Here is a 16475-nt window from a genome sequence, read left to right as displayed (position 1 = left end):
AATCCATACATTAATTAGGGTGATTAAGTGGTTTTGTGAAGGTGCTATTTACTTGATCATAGATAATGGTCTATACAGAGGTAAGACAAACCAAAAAAAAGCCCCAGAATGATCTGAGGCCTTCTTATAGCTTAATAATGACTATTTATTTTCTAGCTTCTGATTGTCTTCTCTAAGCTCAAGTATTTGACCAACGGCTTTGTTGGCGATCTCATTTCGACTAAAGGGCACTCTAATCCAATCTTTGTCTGAGTAGCGGCGCGTCTGGTCACGATGATAAGGGCGCGTGCTATCTGCTGATTGCGAATAGGCCAGTAAGGACTCTACGACAGGGCCGTTATCATCAAAGGTGACGGTCTGCATATAAGTGGGGCCATTACTAATGATGTAGTTACCAGCGTCATTGGGTCCAGATCCACGGGCTACATTGAAGAGACCTTCGCCGGTACCTAGACCGCCATGCATAGGAATTCTCTCGTTATTGTTGCCTGCATCAAACACGTACTGCACGCTACCTAAAGCGGCGTCAAGCGCAATGCCTTTGTCGTTAAAATACTGAATCGAATCGGCTAGAGCGGTACGAGTCTTGCTACTGATAATAATATCGCGCGGCGTATTAACCGGATCATTAACGTCAAAGGGCACGCTGAAGAGGTCTTCGTTCTCAGTGGCTTCTTCAAAACCAACATTACGCCAAAACTCTCTGAAGACATGCGCGCCTTCGCTATCGATATCGTTACGGCGATCCCAATTACTTAGGACATTACAAGCTTGCGTAGCGTCGAGAGTACTACCATTAGACAAGGACATAACAGGGTTGGCGCTGCAGTCGGCCAACACGTCATCTAGCACCAGTTCAGCGGCATAGCTGCGATTACTATAAACCACCTCTTGCATATTATCTAAGTTGAAGGTAGTACCGCCAAGACCATCATCATTATTTAAACGATCCTGTATTTGCACTAGACCCATACGTGAGCGCATGAGTAACGGCACGCCAGCAACAGGATCAGCACCTAAGAAAGGAGTGAGTTGACGACGGAGCAGGGGCGAGAAGTCAGTCAAAGGCTCCTCTGGATTACTTAGCCAATAGCTGTCATTGGAGTTTGCGACATAATCATCACGGATCAAGAACGGCAAGTTTGAGCGTCCAAAGATACCTGCTTGTGGTGAGTCATCGTCATTACCCCATTCGCAGGCTGCGGTATCGCCGCGCAGCGCGGGCAAGCCAAAGTTAACAATGGCTTTTAAGAAGAGATTGCCATCAATACAGCTCTCAAGCTTTTCTTTGGTTACATGTGGTACGGTCGAGATATCAGCGTAGAGGGCTTTACCATAACGGTCAGTAGCGATGGTATTGACGAATCCTAAACCCACTTGATCTTGCATTCTATCGACTAAATCCTCGACACTAGTGGCTCTATTCATGCTACGCCATTGGTTCAATGAGCGCGCGTTTTCTGCCGCGGCATCACGAATGGTAAAGGCGCTATTATTCTGGCCCCAAGCTGGTAGCAAGCCATTGACGAGATCAACGGCTAACATCGGACCAAAATGCGAAGAATAAACAGGCTGAGTCAAGGTTTCGTTATTAGGTAGTTGGATGGTCACTTCATCTACGCGGATATCCCGCTGCTCGACGCTGCCATCTGCCTTGGTATAGTTGTACTTCATAGGATCGCCATTGACCAGATCGAGCTGATAAAGCGTAAAGCGCTTGGCAGTAGAGACGGTATGACTCCACGCCACATCTTTATTAAAGCCAATATTGACAAAGGGTTGACCTTGCTGGGCGGAGCCCATGACGTCAATCTCACCTGGTATCGTCAGATGAAACTCATAAAAGCGCTGAACGCCATTCCACGGCTCATGCGGGTTGCCATACATAACGCCTTCGTCTTTACCGGTAACCTCACTACCAAAGGCATAAGCGTTACTACCGCCATCCATCGCATTGATGGTCGACATGTCAAAATCAAATCCTGCTGCCAAGTCTGCAGCCGATGTCGATGAGACCGAATTCAAAGTTGTCTGAGTAGCCGAGTCCGACTCAATAGAGCGCATCCTGCTGCTGCCCATGACTATATTTTGGTCAGGTGGTGCTGCCGCTACTATAGGGCCAACGAAATTGGAGAGCCCGCCGCGTAAATTGGCCTTGCCATAAAGAGCTAGTAGGTCATCAGTGCTAATCTCGCGTACCCACTCAGCCCCCGCACAGTCAGGATCTATGTTTTCTACGCCTGTATCACGCAGATAGCGACTGACCCCAGCTGCATAGCCAGTGACTGCATCAAGAACCTCGGGCTCTTGGGCGTTCAAAAACTGAGCACGTTTGGCGGGTGAATTATACCAAGTATAAAATACATCGCTAGCCACACTGCCTTCGTCACCTAGATACAGCATACTCTGACCACTAGAAACGACGATCTCGCGGGCAAGTGAGCAGATATTATCTTCGGCAAAAGCGTAACCAACGCCGTAACCGAGACCTTTGTAGTCGTTCGCAATAATATGAGGTATACCAAACTCAGTACGCTGAATGTTTGCAGCAAACTCAGTGGAAGGAGAGGTGACGATAGGCGGATTTAATTCAGGAGTGGTGACGACTGTATCGTTAAAACTATTATCGCTATCAGAGCAACTGGCCAATCCAAACGAGACGGCCACTGTTAATAACGCTAATTTCGGTGTGCGCCGATTGCGTGTTGTGATTTTCATAAGCTTTACTGTCCCTAGTTAATAATAACGGCTCAAAAGTGTCATAAACTTCCGATCACTTTGAGCCCTCAATAAATTCCTTTTTATTGCTAGTAGTGTACAGTGTACAACTGCACACTCATCATATAACAATACTTTAGCGCTTTTCTAGTTAAATGATAGATTAGTTTAAATAAACAAAGCCTACAGATCATTGACAGTAAGCTGGTGCATTAATGAGAGACGATATTTGCGCACTAATTAATAATACTCTATTATAAAACCTCCCTTCTATTAGGAAACGCTCATGTCGTTTGCGCAAGTTTATACCCGTTCGGTCGTCGGTCTACATGCGCCAAAAGTGATTATAGAAGTACATTTATCCCAAGGTCTGCCAGCGCTTACTATCGTCGGCTTACCAGAAGCGGCCGTACGCGAGAGTAAAGATCGAGTACGCTCCGCTATTCTGAATTCTGGCTTTCAGTTTCCTAATCGGCGACTAACGATCAATCTAGCACCTGCTGATTTGCCAAAGGACGGCGCCCGTCTTGATTTGCCAATTGCTATTGGCATCTTAGCCGCAAGTGGTCAGCTCGATCCGGAGGTGTTAGCAGGGTTTGAGTTTATCGGTGAGCTGGCGCTCAATGGCGATCTGCGGCAGGTAACGGGAAGTTTGGCAGTAGCGCGAGCGATAAGAGCAGAGGCCTTGGCGGCAAAGACTGCAAAAGCAGCACCAGCGCAAACAAAAAATTCAGCAGACAAAATCGCCGCAAACCCGTCTATACAATTAGTCGTGCCTATCGATAATGGTATGGAAGCCAGCCGCGTTGAAGGTGTAGAGGTGCTAGGCGCGACAAGCCTACAGCCGGTATGTCAGCACTTACAGTCGTTAGCAGACCCAAACGCAAGCACTGAGCGCTTAGAAGTCGTCACTCCTAGTACAACGCAAGAGCGAGTAGGTTATAAAGTGGACTTGGCAGATGTTAAAGGTCAACACCATGCACGGCGCGCCTTAGAGATTGCAGCGGCTGGCGGGCATTCACTACTATTCACAGGACCGCCGGGTTCGGGCAAGACGTTAATGGCATCAAGATTGCCAACGATTTTGCCAGACTTAAGCGCTGAGGACGCGCTAGAAGTGGCGAGTACTTACTCCGTCGCCGATAGCGATTATGATTATGGTACGAGGCCTTTCAGGCAAGTTCATCACACGATATCAGCAGTAGCACTCGTTGGCGGCGGCTCACGCCCAAAACCTGGCGAGATAACTTTGGCCAATAAAGGCGTGCTGTTCCTTGATGAGTTGCCTGAGTTTGAGCGCAGCGTGCTTGAAGTATTGCGTCAGCCATTGGAGGCTAAGCAAATCACCATTAGCCGCGCTAACTCACAGATGACTTTTCCGGCTAACTTTCAGCTCGTTGCGGCGATGAATCCTTGTCCTTGCGGTTATGATGGCGACGTCTCTAACCGCTGTCGCTGTCGTCCTGAACAGATTAAGCGCTATCAAGATAAGCTTTCAGGACCGCTATTAGACCGCATTGATTTGCATATCACGGTGCCGGCGCTCCCTATAGCCGACTTGCAAAATAGTAGTCGAGGAGAGAGCTCAGAAACCGTTAGAGCGCGCGTCACGGCTGCCAATGAACGACAAATCCGCAGACAGAATAAAGCGAATAATGAGCTAAGTCCTAGTGAGCTTGATGAATACGTGGAGCTCGGCGCAAGCGAGCAGCAGCTATTACAAATGGCGCAGCAGCGCTTGAACCTATCAGCGCGTGGTTACCACCGGGTACTGCGAGTGGCGCGTACCATTGCTGATCTGGCAGACAGTACTGATATTACTAGTGCTCACGTCTCTGAGGCGCTCAGCTATCGCAGTAAGTAAATTATTATAAAAACCTAGTTGGCGTAGGCTGCGGCTTTAGCCCAGCTCAAAGTTCTGCAAAAGTACAGGGCTTGGCTAAAAGCGCCAGCCTACAAAGTCTAAATAAATTCAAAATTTAGCTAATCAGTATTTATCAATGGCTATACAGCCTCTAGTATTTAAAACAAGCCCGTAATATGACCTGTATCATCGACATCGATACGCTCAGCTGAGGGGTGTTTAGGCAAGCCAGGCATTTTCATAATAGTGCCACACATCACTACGATAAACCCCGCGCCACTTGAGACGCTGATGTCGCGCACATGAAGGGTAAAATCAGTTGGTCGTCCTAGCAGCTTGGCATTATCGCTCAGCGAGTACTGAGTCTTAGCAATACAAACTGGCATCTTATCTAAATTCAGCTGCTCCAACTGGCGTATTTTTGATTGGGCAAGCGAGCTGATATCGATATCAGCCGCGCCATAAATACGCTGCGCCACCGTGCGGATTTTATCGGCAATACTATTATCACTATCATACGAAAACTGAAACTGGCTTGACGGGTTTTCTTCGTTCTCAAATAACTGTATTAGCGTATTTGCCAACTCCTCACCGCCCGCGCCGCCTTTTTCCCAGACTTGCGTTAAGGCAACCTCGACGCCTCTCGCTTGGCAGGCCTGCCGAACCAGCTCAACCTCTGCGTCAGTGTCGCTGACGAAGTGATTGATAGCGACGACGACGGGTAGGCCGTACACCTCACGCATATTTTCAATGTGTTTAAATAAATTAGGAAAGCCTTGTTCAAGCGCCGATAGGTTCTCTTGGGTCAGCTCGTTTTTAAGGGCGCCGCCGTTATATTTTAAGGCGCGAATGGTGGCGACGATAATCGCAGCATCGGGCGCAAGTCCTGATAGGCGACACTTTATATCACAGAACTTTTGCGCGCCAAGATCAGCACCAAAGCCCGCTTCGGTAAGCGTATAATCGGCTAAATGCTGTGCCACGCGGGTCGCGATAACTGAGTTACAACCATGAGCGATATTAGCAAACGGACCGCCATGTACCAAGGCTGGCGTGCCTTCTATCGTCTGTACCAAATTAGGTTTGATCGCTTCTTTTAACAGCGCTGCCATAGCGCCTTGTGCCTTAAGATCACGAGCATAGATAGGCTGCTTATCAGTATCTAAAGCGACTAAGATATTCCCTAAACGCTGCTTGAGATCACTTAAATCGGTAGCCAAACAAAATATAGCCATCACCTCTGAAGCTACAGTAATATCAAAGCCGTCTTCTCGGGCAACGCCGTCAGTGCGCTTGCCTAAGCCGCCGACGATATTACGCAGTTGTCGATCATTCATATCTACCGCACGCCGCCAAAATACTTGCTTAGGATCGATGCTGAGCGCATTACCTTGATAAATATGATTATCAATCAGTGCCGCTAATAAGTTGTTAGCCGCGCCAATCGCATGGAAATCGCCAGTAAAGTGCAGATTGATATCTTCCATCGGTAGCACCTGCGCGTAACCGCCACCCGCTGCGCCGCCTTTTATCCCAAATACTGGGCCTAAGGAAGGTTCACGTAAAGCCACGGTGGTCAACTTACCATCGCCTTTTTTTCTATGCAGACGATTTAGCGCGTCGGCTAGGCCTATAGTGACTGTGGTTTTACCTTCGCCTGCGGGCGTCGGATTGATCGCTGTGACTAATATTAATTTGCTGTTTTTGGCTTTAGCGGGCTTGCTCAGCACCTCGCTGACATTTATTTTCGCTTTATAATGGCCATAAGGCTCAATATCATCTATCGATAGATTTAACGTTTTGACGATATCTTTTATAGGGTACAAAGTTGCATTTTGGGCGATAGCAATATCACTAGGAACGTCCATATTAAAGCTCTTTTTTATCTAAAAGGTAGCGAGTCAAAGTGGCAAAGTTATCAAAGGCCTGCGTCGGCTGAAAGTCGCGAATATCTTGACCGTAGTTATACCCATAAGAGAGCGCGAGGGTATCCATGCCAGCATTTTGCCCGGCTAATATGTCGTTCTTTGAGTCGCCTATCATCACCGCCTTATCTGGCATTACTCCTAACTTATCACAAACGTGCAATAGCGGCGCAGGATCCGGCTTTTTGGTTGGTAAGCTATCACCGCCGAGCACTACTACAAACCAATCCTGCCAGCCAAACGTGCGCAAGATTTTGGGTACAAAACGAATGGGCTTATTGGTCACTAAGGCTAAGGTAAATCCGGCGTCATGCAGTTGTTTTAGACCTTTATCAACATCAGGGTAAGCGACCGTTTTGCTCGCTTTAAGATTGCTATAAGCGTCAAGAAACAGCTGCTCAGCATGATCGGCCTCTAACTGGGTCAGCTCGTTTTCGCCGATTTCTGTCTTGCCAATCAAAGCGCGCTCTACTAGTAGCCGTGAGCCATTACCGACCCAACCTTTTATAGTTTCGAGTGAGTAGGTGGGCAAGCCTAGCTGTTCAAGCATAATATTAATCGCTGCTGCCAAATCAGGAACGCTATCGATCAAAGTACCATCAAAATCAAAAATCAAAAGTTGCTTATTTTGCATAAGTTTTTACTCATCATTACGGCGTGTTATTTATTCAAAGAAGCCAAAAAACCGCTGTCAGCTGTGCCACTTTAACACAGCAAAAGTTTCAAACTACTTAGTTATAATGATATAAGTTACTCAACGTCTTTATAACGCTCGCGGTGCTGTTTTTTCATGCGTAGATAGTCCTCATTTTCGCGGCACTCGTCCCACTTAGCTTTAAATATCCGCGCCGATTCTGCCTTAACGGGGTCTTCCTCTTGACGAGGTAATTCCTCGCGACCATGCGCGCCGCTTTGACCTTTTTTATCATCGGGCACAGGACCTTTGTACTTTTTACCGCCTTTATGGTTGGCATAGCGGCGAGCACGAGTGTAACCCATCTGGATGAACTTACGTGCCATATCCGCGCCAACGAAGTCATCATCTGCTAAATAATCTAAAAACATCTGATAAATGGTTTCACTGCTCTCATGCGCAATATCAGGAGTAGCAAAGCGCCAATGCGGCAGTATCTCAGATTTATAAGGCTCAACAAGCAACACGCCTTGCTCGCCGCGGCCGACACGGTATAGCTCAGGGTACTTACGTAGATCTAGATTCTTATAATCCAAATCGTAATCAAACTCTCTCATCTAAACGCTCCTATCATAGCTGCCTTTTTATCAATAGTACCCTTTGTCAGTAGTGCTACTCAGTATACTGAGCAAGTCACAAGGAAAAGTAGCGTAAAAATGTTATGAATGGGTGCGTTTCTTACAGGCATAAAAAAACCTCAAACGCGAGCGTCTGAGGTTTTAGGTGCTTATTTAAAAGCTAAATGAGATCAACGAAATGGTGGCTCGAGGCAGGATCGAACTGCCGACACACGGATTTTCAATCCGTTGCTCTACCGACTGAGCTATCGAGCCGTCTTCGCTGAGGACGCTATTAAACTAAATATAAGCGGTGCTGTCAAGACATTTTTATCTTTTGTGGCTAAATAATCAGATTCGATGCAAATCTTAGTCTTTAACTCTGATTAATTCGTAGTCGCTCATGATCTGATGGATATCGTTATCGACAGGGACAAACTGACGCACGCCTTTTTTGACCTCCGCATCATAGACCATCTTGATGAACTTCGCGTCGATTGCGCGGCCTTTGTTTTGCTCATGCACAGTTAAGTATTGCAAGCGCTTAGCGTTGGTTTGCCCATCATCAAAGCAACCAACTGCGGCAATGGGCTTGTCATTGAACATGCCGACATATAGGTATTGGCCACGCTTAAAGCCATTTTCGATGATATTTAATACCTCCTCGCCGCTAGGCTGCGTATCGTCAGCGTCATACATGGTCTCTAAGCGCTCGGCAAGCTCATTGTCGCGACCAGGTTTTTTGATTAAAGGCGCATTTAAATCGTTAATCGCAATGGCTTCTAAAGGCATGATGTATCCTATTGTCTTATGAGTGCTAACCGTATTAAGTAAAACAACCGACTAAACAAGCGTCATTAATAAAACTTAAGGCAGTATTTTAACAGATTGAGACAAATAGCGCCTTGCTTTACCGTCCTGCCATAGCCGTCATGACGCCATTTTGCTATGATAAGCTTATATCTACATTTCCTTAATGTCTATTTAAGTGTCTATTTACTCCCCACCCTTTATTTATAGAGAGTAGCTATGTCTGCCGATATTAATCAAGCGCAAAATGCAAACCTGTATGGTCGCCCAGCGCGCACCGCCACTGTTGAACGTAACACTGCTGAGACGCAAATCACTTGTACCGTTAACCTTGATGGTACCGGTCAAGGTGTGGTCGATACTGGCGTGCCATTTTTGGATCATATGATTGATCAGATCAAGCGTCATGGTTTATTTGACTTAGATATCAAATGCGTCGGCGATACTTATATCGATGATCACCATAGTGTCGAGGATACCGGTATTACTTTGGGCCAAGCGTTTAACAAAGCTTTGGGCGATAAAAAAGGCATCCGCCGTTACGGACATTTTTATGCGCCGCTTGATGAGTCGTTGACGCGCGCGGTCGTCGATCTATCAGGGCGTCCAGGCTTGCATATGGATATTCCGTTTACGCGCTCGCATGTCGGCACCTTCGATGTCGATCTGTTTAGCGAATTCTTTTACGGCTTCGTCAATCATTCATGGATGACCGTACATTTGGATAATCTTAAAGGCAAAAATAGCCACCACCAAATCGAGTCAACTTTTAAGGCTTTTGCCCGCGCGCTGCGTATGGCCTGTGAGTATGATGAGCGGGCATTGAATACCTTGCCATCGACCAAAGAGGCATTCTAATGACCAAAATTGCACTATTAGATTATGGCATGGGTAACTTGCACTCGGTCAGCAAGGCACTCACCAATGTCGGCGCGGAGGTATCCATCACTAACGACCCCAAAGTCGTGGCTGCCGCTGATAAAATCGTCTTCCCTGGCGTTGGTGCGATGCGTGATTGTATGATCGGCATGACCGATGCTGGCATCGATGACGTCGTGCGCAAGGCTATATTCAACAAGCCGGTGATGGCAATTTGCGTGGGTATGCAGGCCTTATTTGAGCAATCAAGCGAGAATGGCGGCACCGAGTGTTTGGGTATCTTAGATGGCAACGTAGAAGCCTTTGATCCATCGTGGACAGATAAGCAAGGCGCAACCATTAAAGTGCCACACATGGGCTGGAATACGATTAGTGGTATGGATTTTGACCATCCGCTTTGGCACGGTATTGAGGATAACGCGCACTTTTACTTTGTGCACAGTTACTACTGCGCGCCTAACGATAACTCTCAAGTCGCCGCTATCTGTGATTATGGCCAGCCGTTTTGTGCTAGTATCATCAAAGACAACCTATTTGCCACTCAGTTCCATCCTGAGAAGAGCCATACCGCAGGCTTGCAGCTGCTCAAGAATTTTGTAGACTGGCAGGTTTAGGTGTATTTTGTGCCACTATAGGATAAAATAAAACAGCAGTAGGGTGGGTTAGCGATAGCGTAACCCACCTTTTTTATTATATATAGCCAACATTCGAGTAAAACCATTGGACTTTAACACCTTTAAAATAAACGTTGTTGAGACGACGGGTCTTGCCAAAGACGCGTTACACATTTACGTCGGCGTCGGCGTCTATCTGCTCAGCATGTTTATCTTACGCCCTATCATTAAGAATCAGACTATCAGAGCCTTTTTAGCATTATTAGTCGTCATTAGCGTAGCACTGCTAGGTGAATATTTCGACAATCGTCACATCATTGTGCCAAAAGGCCTTCTGGCTCTAAAAGGTACAGATATCAAAGCAAGTATTCATGATCTCATTAATACCTGCCTGCTGCCTTTCGTGCTATTTGCTTTAAATAAGTGGACAAGGATTTTTCAAGCGAGCAGCTCACCAAGTAAGCTACTAAAGAAAACCCGTTAAAACAGTTTTTCAATCCTGCTTTACAAAGCTTACGAAACATAAAAATTCTCATCTATTTAATGCTGTCTTCATTTGTTACCTTAGATTGATCATTTCTAGCTACTTAATAAATAGCTACTCAATAAATATAAATTATAAAAAAGGAAGCCACTATGAATATGCAAGATCTATTAGATAAAGCCAAAGACACCTTAGACAACGCCAAAAATACTCTAGGCTTAGAGCCGCAAGAAACTGAAGCAGGCATTTATATTCCCTCAACATCATCGCTAAAGATAGCTGCGCCGAATAAAACCAACTACGATCATACTAATTACGATAATCCCTATACGGGCGATAAGAAAATTATGATGGTCTGTACCGAAGAGCAGTATATGACCATGGAGAACGGCAATAAATTTGATACCGGTAATCATCCGGTGGAGATGATGGTGCCGTTATTACATTTTAAAAAAGCAGGCTTTGATGTCGATGTGTTTACGCCAACAGGCGAGGCGGTCAAGGTCGAGCAGTGGGCGATGCCAGAGGACGATGACGACGTTAAACAAATTTATAGTGAGTACGAGTCCAAGTTTAAGAGTCCAAACAGCATCGCTGACTTCGTCAAAAACGATATGGCAGACAGCACTGAATACGCAGCGATTTTTATTCCAGGTGGTCATGGCGCTATGCTCGGCTTGCCGGAAGACAAAAACCTTGGCGCATTGCTACGTTGGGGACACGATAATGATCTCTTTACCTTAGCGATTTGTCACGGGCCTGCAGCGTTATTGGCGGCTGACCTTAATAGTCCTGACAGTTCTGATGAAGGTAATTCCAAGCGTGACTTTATTTTTAAAGGTTATAAGATGGTAGCCTTCCCGACCGCGATGGATAAGCAAATGCCAAAAATTGGCTATCTGCCTGGACCTATGCCATGGTATTTCGCCGAGAAGTTAGAAGATTTAGGCGTTACTATTGATAATAAGCTCGTCTCAGGGCAGACGCATCAAGATAGAAAGCTTATCTCAGGCGATGGGCCACTCGCGGCAAATGACTTTGGTAAAATGAGTGCTAAAGCTTTACTAAAAGAGTTTGGTTAGATCGTTTTCATAAAGTCATCATATAAAAAAACGGACTATTTATTAGTCCGTTTTTCGTTTTGCTATTTGACTTGATGATTACTTGTTTTGAGCCTCATCATATAACTCACGTACCACTTCACCAATCACATGGATGTCATCAGTCAGAGTTTGTATAACCCTGTTAACACCTAGCTACCACCTTTTTAAACTTATGTTTTGAACAAATGGACGACGGTTTTCAGTCGAAGAAACAAAATTATAGACTTATTTTCAGTAGTTGTGTATATTTTACGTAAAATTTAACTTTTCTAAACTTATTATAATTTGTCAAAATATTACTTAAGGATGAGTATGAAAATTAGCAAGCTAATTTTAGAAAACTTTAAAGCTTTTGCAGAGACAATTGTTTTTGATACTAATAAGCCGGTCGTATGCTTAGTTGGAGAGAATAACACGGGTAAAACTACAGTTTTTAAGGCGATAGATTTTTTAAGATCAGGTGTTTCAAAAGATAAAACTATTGATGATTACAAAAATGTAAATCATAAAGATAAGCATGTTTCTATTACTATAGAGATAGAAGGTAATCTTAGAGAGTCAATAGAGAACTTTTCTGAGGCTAAGTATTTACCGTACATTGTAGATGTTGGTGGAACGCAAAAAATAACGCTAAAACGTACTTCTGAGGAATATAGCATCCAGCAGGGTAATAAGTCGGTAGATATTAATATTAAAAAAATAACTGTATATAATAGTGATACTGATCAATTTGAGAATCCAACTGGGTTTGATAAAGCTATTAATACATTGTTTGAGGTTGTATCTATATGGTCGGATATGGATGCAAGTGAATTAATGGATTTTGGTAGTACAAAGACGTTAGGAAAGTTGTTAAAAGATATCTGTAGTGATTTTGAAGCTAGCTCAAATTGGAGTAACTTCTTGGACGCTCATAATATAGCATTTACTACAGGTGAAGAGTCTTTATCAAAACAATCTCAAGGTCTCGTTAATGATATTGAAAAATCACTATGCGAATTTTACGGAGAAGCGACAGTCTCTTTTGATTTTCAACCTCCAGAACCATCATCATTTATCAAGTTAGGGAATATAATAATTAATGATGGAGTCGAGACAAGTATTTCTGAAAAAGGTAGCGGAATGCAGAGAGCATTCGCACTAGCTGTAATGAAAGTATATGCTGATTTTTTAATTAAACATCCAAGCAATTCAGATTTGAAAAAACCTTTATTCTTCTTTATTGATGAACCCGAGATTTCTCTTCACCCTAGAGCTCAAACAACTTTAATTGAATCTATAATCACAATTTCAAGGCACCAACAGGTTTTTATTACTACTCATTCCCCTTTTCTTTTAAAACATTTTGCTAGTGATGATATATGCACGTACATGACTAAGAAGATTAATCAATCAGCTCATGCAATCGCGGTTGAAACAATGAGAACTTTTTCTTTTTCGCCTACATTAGCCGAAATAAACTACTTTACTTATGAAATATGTTCAACTGATTTTCATAACGAGCTTTATGGATATATCTCTTCTATTGCAAGCTTAAGCAATGCTAAATATTTCGATAATTGGGTATGTGACAAATACAATATAGAAAAAAATAAAAATTGGAAAAGAGATAAGAATAATGGAAATACTATTACAGAGAGACTCTCAGTAATTTCCTATATAAGACACAGTATTCATCATCCAGAAAATACTTATAACACTCAATACACAGAAGAAGAACTTCAATGTTCTACTCAAAAAATGCTCAGTATTATTAGAAGTGACTTTTTTAAAAGTCTATTAGTAGATTCATAAGAGGGTGTTATTAGGTGTAAACAATATATATCCCTCTACTTTTGTACTATGAAAAGGCTGTCCATTTATTAGAGCAACCTTTTCATATTTTTTATAATGTTATCTACTTGCTATCATAAAGTCCGCGTACCACCTCACCAATCACTCTAATACCATCCGTCAGTGTTTGCTCATCGGCAGCGATACTCATACGAATACACTCGTGTGCATGTTGGTAATCGCTGACATCCACACCGGGGAAGAAATACTCGCTTGGTACAATAAGCGTACCTTTTTCTTTGAGAGTCTCATACAGCTCAGAGGTGCTAATCGGTAAATCTTTAAACCATAACCACAAAAATATCGCGCCCTCGGGTTTATGAATCACTAGCGGGTAATCGCCCAATTCTTTTTTAAGTAAGGTAACTGCGGTCTTGGCTTGTTGCTGGTAAAAAGGCTTAATATCGTTATCAGACAAGTCTTTGATAGCGTTATTTTCAACCAGCGGCGTGGCAATAGATGCGCCAAAGCGTGTTGGTGAAAGATTAACCACGGCATTCATCGCACTGACCGCCTCAATCACCTCAGGCGCGGCAACGATAATACCGGTACGCACTCCGGGTAAGCCAATTTTGGATAAGCTAAAACACAGAATGGTATTGTCATCCCAATTAAGGGTAACGTCTGAATAAATAATATTAGGGAAGGGCATACCATAAGCGTTATCGATAATCAGCGGTACATCGTAACGCTTAGCAATCTCCGCCAAATGCGCCATTTCCTCATCGGTTAAGACATTACCCGTTGGATTGGTCGGACGCGAACAACAAATCGCGCCAATACGCCCTTCCTTCAATGCGGGCAAGTTCTCCAACGCGTCAAAATCCACGCGATATTTAAAGAAGCCTTCTTCATCATCATGCGTCACTTCATCGATATGCGGTAATACGGCGGTAAAATGCTGACCTTCGACATGCACATCACTATAGCCGATATACTCAGGGGTCAATGGTAGTAGAATGGACTTGTCGACAGATTCATTCTTATCATCAGTGAACGCACCGCCAAATAGATTAAATAGATAGAAAAACGCATTCTGCGAGCCATTGGTCAAAGCGATGTTCTCACTCGTCAAATTCCAATCATAATGTCGATTAAAGAAGCCTACCAAGGCGTCAATAAAAGCGGCATCGCCTTGCGGATTGGAGTAATTCGCCATGCTACTCGTCGCCGTGCTGTTAATGTCCTCACGAAAGCTACCATCGTTACCCAGCGCTTGATAGGTCTGCAAAAACAGCTCATTCACCGCTTCAATACGCGCTGGATTACCGCCGCCTAGCATATTGACGGGCTGATCGCTTTTTAACGCGTCGCCCAGATCATCCATCAATTGTGAGATGCCAGTGGGCTGGGTGAATTTTTGACCGAACTTTGAGAATTTCATAAGGCTACCATGCTGTTTGGGAGGGTGTTATAAGTGGGTATTTAACCGATAAAGTTGGGCTAGTATAGCAAATGAGGGCTATAAAATAAGCAAAGTGCGGGGTAGATATTGACTTATATGTCTATACAGCTTATGAAGTAAAAAAATGCCTTCTAGGTGAGTAGAAGGCATTTTAGGTTTAAAGTCTCGGGAATAAGCATTTGGTGGTCAGTACTGCTGTGGTCCATACTCTATCTTTTCAAATTCTCGTAAAGAGTCAACAAATTGGAATTTTTTGTTATACTAAGCCTTGATAGCTTGTACGATCGTTGATTAAACGTATGACTGCTATTGATATAAGTCATTATTTTCTATTTCATCGATAATACACACTAAGCGTTTGAAGTTATGGAAATTAGCTTTCTCTATCCAAAAATCATAATTGTCTTTTAACTCGTTCCTAATAGATATACAATTTTCAAAACTTTTATTTTCATTTAACCATATGCCAAGTACATCTAATTTTTTATTTTCATCATAGAATTTGTTGTTTAGAATATCTTCATGTTTAATGATATCTTTTACAGTTTTAGCAATTTGATTCGATTTGTTGATTTTATTAATATAGCTTTTAGAGGATAGTCCTAGTCTTTTGACTATTTGTTTTTCTGTAAACTCTATAACTGAGCTACAAGCCTTTAAGTATTTCCTTACAGGTGTATAGTTAAGTCTTTATAAAATCGATACAGCCCATATCATAAAACAGTTTAGGGAGATTATTCTCCATCCACCCTTGGCGCAGAAACTTAGCCTGTGCCCATTTTTTCTCAATAGGGTTCAGATCAGGGCTGTACGGCGGCAGCCAAAGAATACGATGGCCATGTCTGTTTAATAGTTTTTGAATGCGTTTGCTTTTATGAAACCGAGCGTTATCCATGACAATCACGCATTTAGTCTTGAGACTTGGAATTAAAGTGTGTTTGCACCAGTCGTAGAATATGGTGCCATTGATGTTCTGCTCAAAGTAATCAAGCGCAAAAAGCATTTTTTCATAGAGAGCTCCGATGACGTTGGTTCGCTTTTTTGCTTGCCAGTTGTAGCTATCGATACAGGGTGTACCAATCGGTGCATAGCCATGAGAACGAATGGTTTCAGCCTCAAAGCCGCTTTCATCCATATAGACAATGGGGTAGCCTTGCTGCGTAAAGCTATCAAGCTTATTCTGGAATACTGCTCTTTTTATCGGACACGCTTTTGGATGTTCTAAGGTCTTTTTTTTGACTGATACCAAGACGCTTTAAAGCATTAAAGATGCCAGTCTTACTACAGTTCAAGCGACGAGCTCTTTCATAGTTATAATCATCTGGATATGTTTTTACGTCTTCAATCAATGCGTCATCAGGTATTTTAGTTGGTGCTTTATTTCTGGTTGTTTTAGGAGTTAGGTTCTGCTGCCAGCTGTGAATGGTGCTGGTGCTAAGTCCATAAAACAGCGCAGCTTCTCGTATGGTCATGCCATCAGCGATGCTAGAAAGTACCTGTTTGCGATAGTCTATTGAATAAGTCATTGTTTATTTCATTAATTAAGATTGTTATAAATATTGTATCGGTTTTATTTGGATTAGACTATA

14 protein-coding genes and 1 tRNA gene are annotated in these 16475 nt (G+C 43.4%); 6 read left to right on the top strand and 9 right to left on the bottom strand.

The annotated features are described in order from the left end of the window. Window positions 1-141 precede the first annotated feature (141 nt). Window positions 142-2718 (bottom strand): penicillin acylase family protein, encoded by a 2577-nt coding sequence (locus W234_RS0104830; RefSeq protein WP_025645276.1) that lies wholly within the window; start codon window positions 2716-2718, stop codon window positions 142-144. A gap of 286 nt (window positions 2719-3004) precedes the next feature. Between W234_RS0104830 and W234_RS0104825 the strand changes: the two genes are divergently transcribed. Next, entirely contained in the window at window positions 3005-4582 is a 1578-nt protein-coding gene (locus tag W234_RS0104825; RefSeq protein ID WP_025645274.1) for a YifB family Mg chelatase-like AAA ATPase, read from the top strand. Window positions 4583-4740: 158 nt separating this feature from the next. Here W234_RS0104825 and W234_RS0104820 read toward each other — a convergent pair whose 3' ends face one another. The 5 genes from W234_RS0104820 to W234_RS0104800 form a co-directional block, all read right to left on the bottom strand. Further along, complete coding sequence (locus W234_RS0104820) at window positions 4741-6450, bottom strand: formate--tetrahydrofolate ligase (RefSeq protein ID WP_025645272.1); 1710 nt, start codon at window positions 6448-6450, stop codon at window positions 4741-4743. Window position 6451: 1 nt separating this feature from the next. After that, window positions 6452-7141 carry a phosphoglycolate phosphatase gene (locus tag W234_RS0104815; RefSeq protein ID WP_025645270.1) on the bottom strand — a complete coding sequence of 230 codons (690 nt, stop codon included), beginning with the start codon at window positions 7139-7141 and terminating at the stop codon, window positions 6452-6454. Between the two features lie 116 nt (window positions 7142-7257). Continuing rightward, entirely contained in the window at window positions 7258-7758 is a 501-nt protein-coding gene (locus tag W234_RS0104810) for a DUF4385 domain-containing protein (protein WP_025645269.1), read from the bottom strand. 200 nt (window positions 7759-7958) lie between these two features. Continuing rightward, window positions 7959-8034, bottom strand: a tRNA-Phe gene (locus tag W234_RS0104805). Between the two features lie 93 nt (window positions 8035-8127). After that, complete coding sequence (locus W234_RS0104800; protein ID WP_025645267.1) at window positions 8128-8550, bottom strand: hypothetical protein; 423 nt, start codon at window positions 8548-8550, stop codon at window positions 8128-8130. A gap of 237 nt (window positions 8551-8787) precedes the next feature. Between W234_RS0104800 and hisB the strand changes: the two genes are divergently transcribed. The 5 genes from hisB (at window position 8788) to W234_RS0104775 (ending at window position 13442) form a co-directional block, all read left to right on the top strand. After that, a complete protein-coding gene (hisB, locus tag W234_RS0104795) occupies window positions 8788-9426 on the top strand; it encodes an imidazoleglycerol-phosphate dehydratase HisB (RefSeq protein ID WP_051397433.1) in 639 nt (212 codons plus the stop codon). Then, a complete protein-coding gene (gene hisH / locus W234_RS0104790; protein ID WP_025645258.1) occupies window positions 9426-10061 on the top strand; it encodes an imidazole glycerol phosphate synthase subunit HisH in 636 nt (211 codons plus the stop codon). Before hisB ends, hisH begins: the two co-directional genes overlap by 1 nt. Window positions 10062-10167: 106 nt before the next feature. Next, on the top strand, window positions 10168-10545 hold the full coding sequence (locus W234_RS0104785; protein ID WP_025645257.1) for a hypothetical protein: 378 nt from the start codon (window positions 10168-10170) through the stop codon (window positions 10543-10545). Window positions 10546-10697: 152 nt separating this feature from the next. Continuing rightward, window positions 10698-11627, top strand: a complete 930-nt coding sequence (locus W234_RS0104780) for a DJ-1/PfpI family protein (RefSeq protein ID WP_025645255.1) — start codon at window positions 10698-10700, stop codon at window positions 11625-11627. Between the two features lie 333 nt (window positions 11628-11960). Next, the gene (locus tag W234_RS0104775) at window positions 11961-13442 is read left to right on the top strand and encodes an AAA family ATPase (protein ID WP_025645253.1); all 1482 of its coding nucleotides are present in this window, start codon (window positions 11961-11963) and stop codon (window positions 13440-13442) included. Window positions 13443-13545: 103 nt separating this feature from the next. Here the strand turns inward: W234_RS0104775 and W234_RS0104770 are convergent, their stop codons facing one another. The 3 genes from W234_RS0104770 to W234_RS14765 form a co-directional block, all read right to left on the bottom strand. Beyond that, the gene (locus W234_RS0104770; protein ID WP_025645250.1) at window positions 13546-14865 is read right to left on the bottom strand and encodes a valine--pyruvate transaminase; all 1320 of its coding nucleotides are present in this window, start codon (window positions 14863-14865) and stop codon (window positions 13546-13548) included. 703 nt (window positions 14866-15568) lie between these two features. Then, window positions 15569-16135: an IS630 family transposase gene (locus W234_RS14480; protein WP_227501901.1), complete on the bottom strand. Its 567-nt coding sequence runs from the start codon at window positions 16133-16135 to the stop codon at window positions 15569-15571. Further along, on the bottom strand, window positions 16062-16412 hold the full coding sequence (locus W234_RS14765; RefSeq protein ID WP_025643618.1) for an IS630 transposase-related protein: 351 nt from the start codon (window positions 16410-16412) through the stop codon (window positions 16062-16064). The genes W234_RS14480 and W234_RS14765 overlap by 74 nt, the downstream gene beginning before the upstream one ends. Between the last annotated feature and the right edge of the window lie 63 nt (window positions 16413-16475).

The sequence above is a fragment of the Psychrobacter sp. TB15 genome (genome assembly GCF_000511655.1).
Lineage (GTDB): Bacteria > Pseudomonadota > Gammaproteobacteria > Pseudomonadales > Moraxellaceae > Psychrobacter > Psychrobacter submarinus.
This window is presented reverse-complemented; position numbering and strand designations above follow the sequence as displayed.

What these genes read in the sequence shown, in the direction of transcription:
- W234_RS0104830 (WP_025645276.1), bottom strand. Translation starts at nt 2,718, where the DNA reads ATGAAAATCACAACACGCAATCGGCGCACACCGAAATTAGCGTTATTA.
- W234_RS0104825 (WP_025645274.1), top strand. Translation starts at nt 3,005, where the DNA reads ATGTCGTTTGCGCAAGTTTATACCCGTTCGGTCGTCGGTCTACATGCG.
- W234_RS0104820 (WP_025645272.1), bottom strand. Translation starts at nt 6,450, where the DNA reads ATGGACGTTCCTAGTGATATTGCTATCGCCCAAAATGCAACTTTGTAC.
- W234_RS0104815 (WP_025645270.1), bottom strand. Translation starts at nt 7,141, where the DNA reads ATGCAAAATAAGCAACTTTTGATTTTTGATTTTGATGGTACTTTGATC.
- W234_RS0104810 (WP_025645269.1), bottom strand. Translation starts at nt 7,758, where the DNA reads ATGAGAGAGTTTGATTACGATTTGGATTATAAGAATCTAGATCTACGT.
- W234_RS0104800 (WP_025645267.1), bottom strand. Translation starts at nt 8,550, where the DNA reads ATGCCTTTAGAAGCCATTGCGATTAACGATTTAAATGCGCCTTTAATC.
- hisB (WP_051397433.1), top strand. Translation starts at nt 8,788, where the DNA reads ATGTCTGCCGATATTAATCAAGCGCAAAATGCAAACCTGTATGGTCGC.
- hisH (WP_025645258.1), top strand. Translation starts at nt 9,426, where the DNA reads ATGACCAAAATTGCACTATTAGATTATGGCATGGGTAACTTGCACTCG.
- W234_RS0104780 (WP_025645255.1), top strand. Translation starts at nt 10,698, where the DNA reads ATGAATATGCAAGATCTATTAGATAAAGCCAAAGACACCTTAGACAAC.
- W234_RS0104775 (WP_025645253.1), top strand. Translation starts at nt 11,961, where the DNA reads ATGAAAATTAGCAAGCTAATTTTAGAAAACTTTAAAGCTTTTGCAGAG.
- W234_RS0104770 (WP_025645250.1), bottom strand. Translation starts at nt 14,865, where the DNA reads ATGAAATTCTCAAAGTTCGGTCAAAAATTCACCCAGCCCACTGGCATC.
- W234_RS14765 (WP_025643618.1), bottom strand. Translation starts at nt 16,412, where the DNA reads ATGACTTATTCAATAGACTATCGCAAACAGGTACTTTCTAGCATCGCT.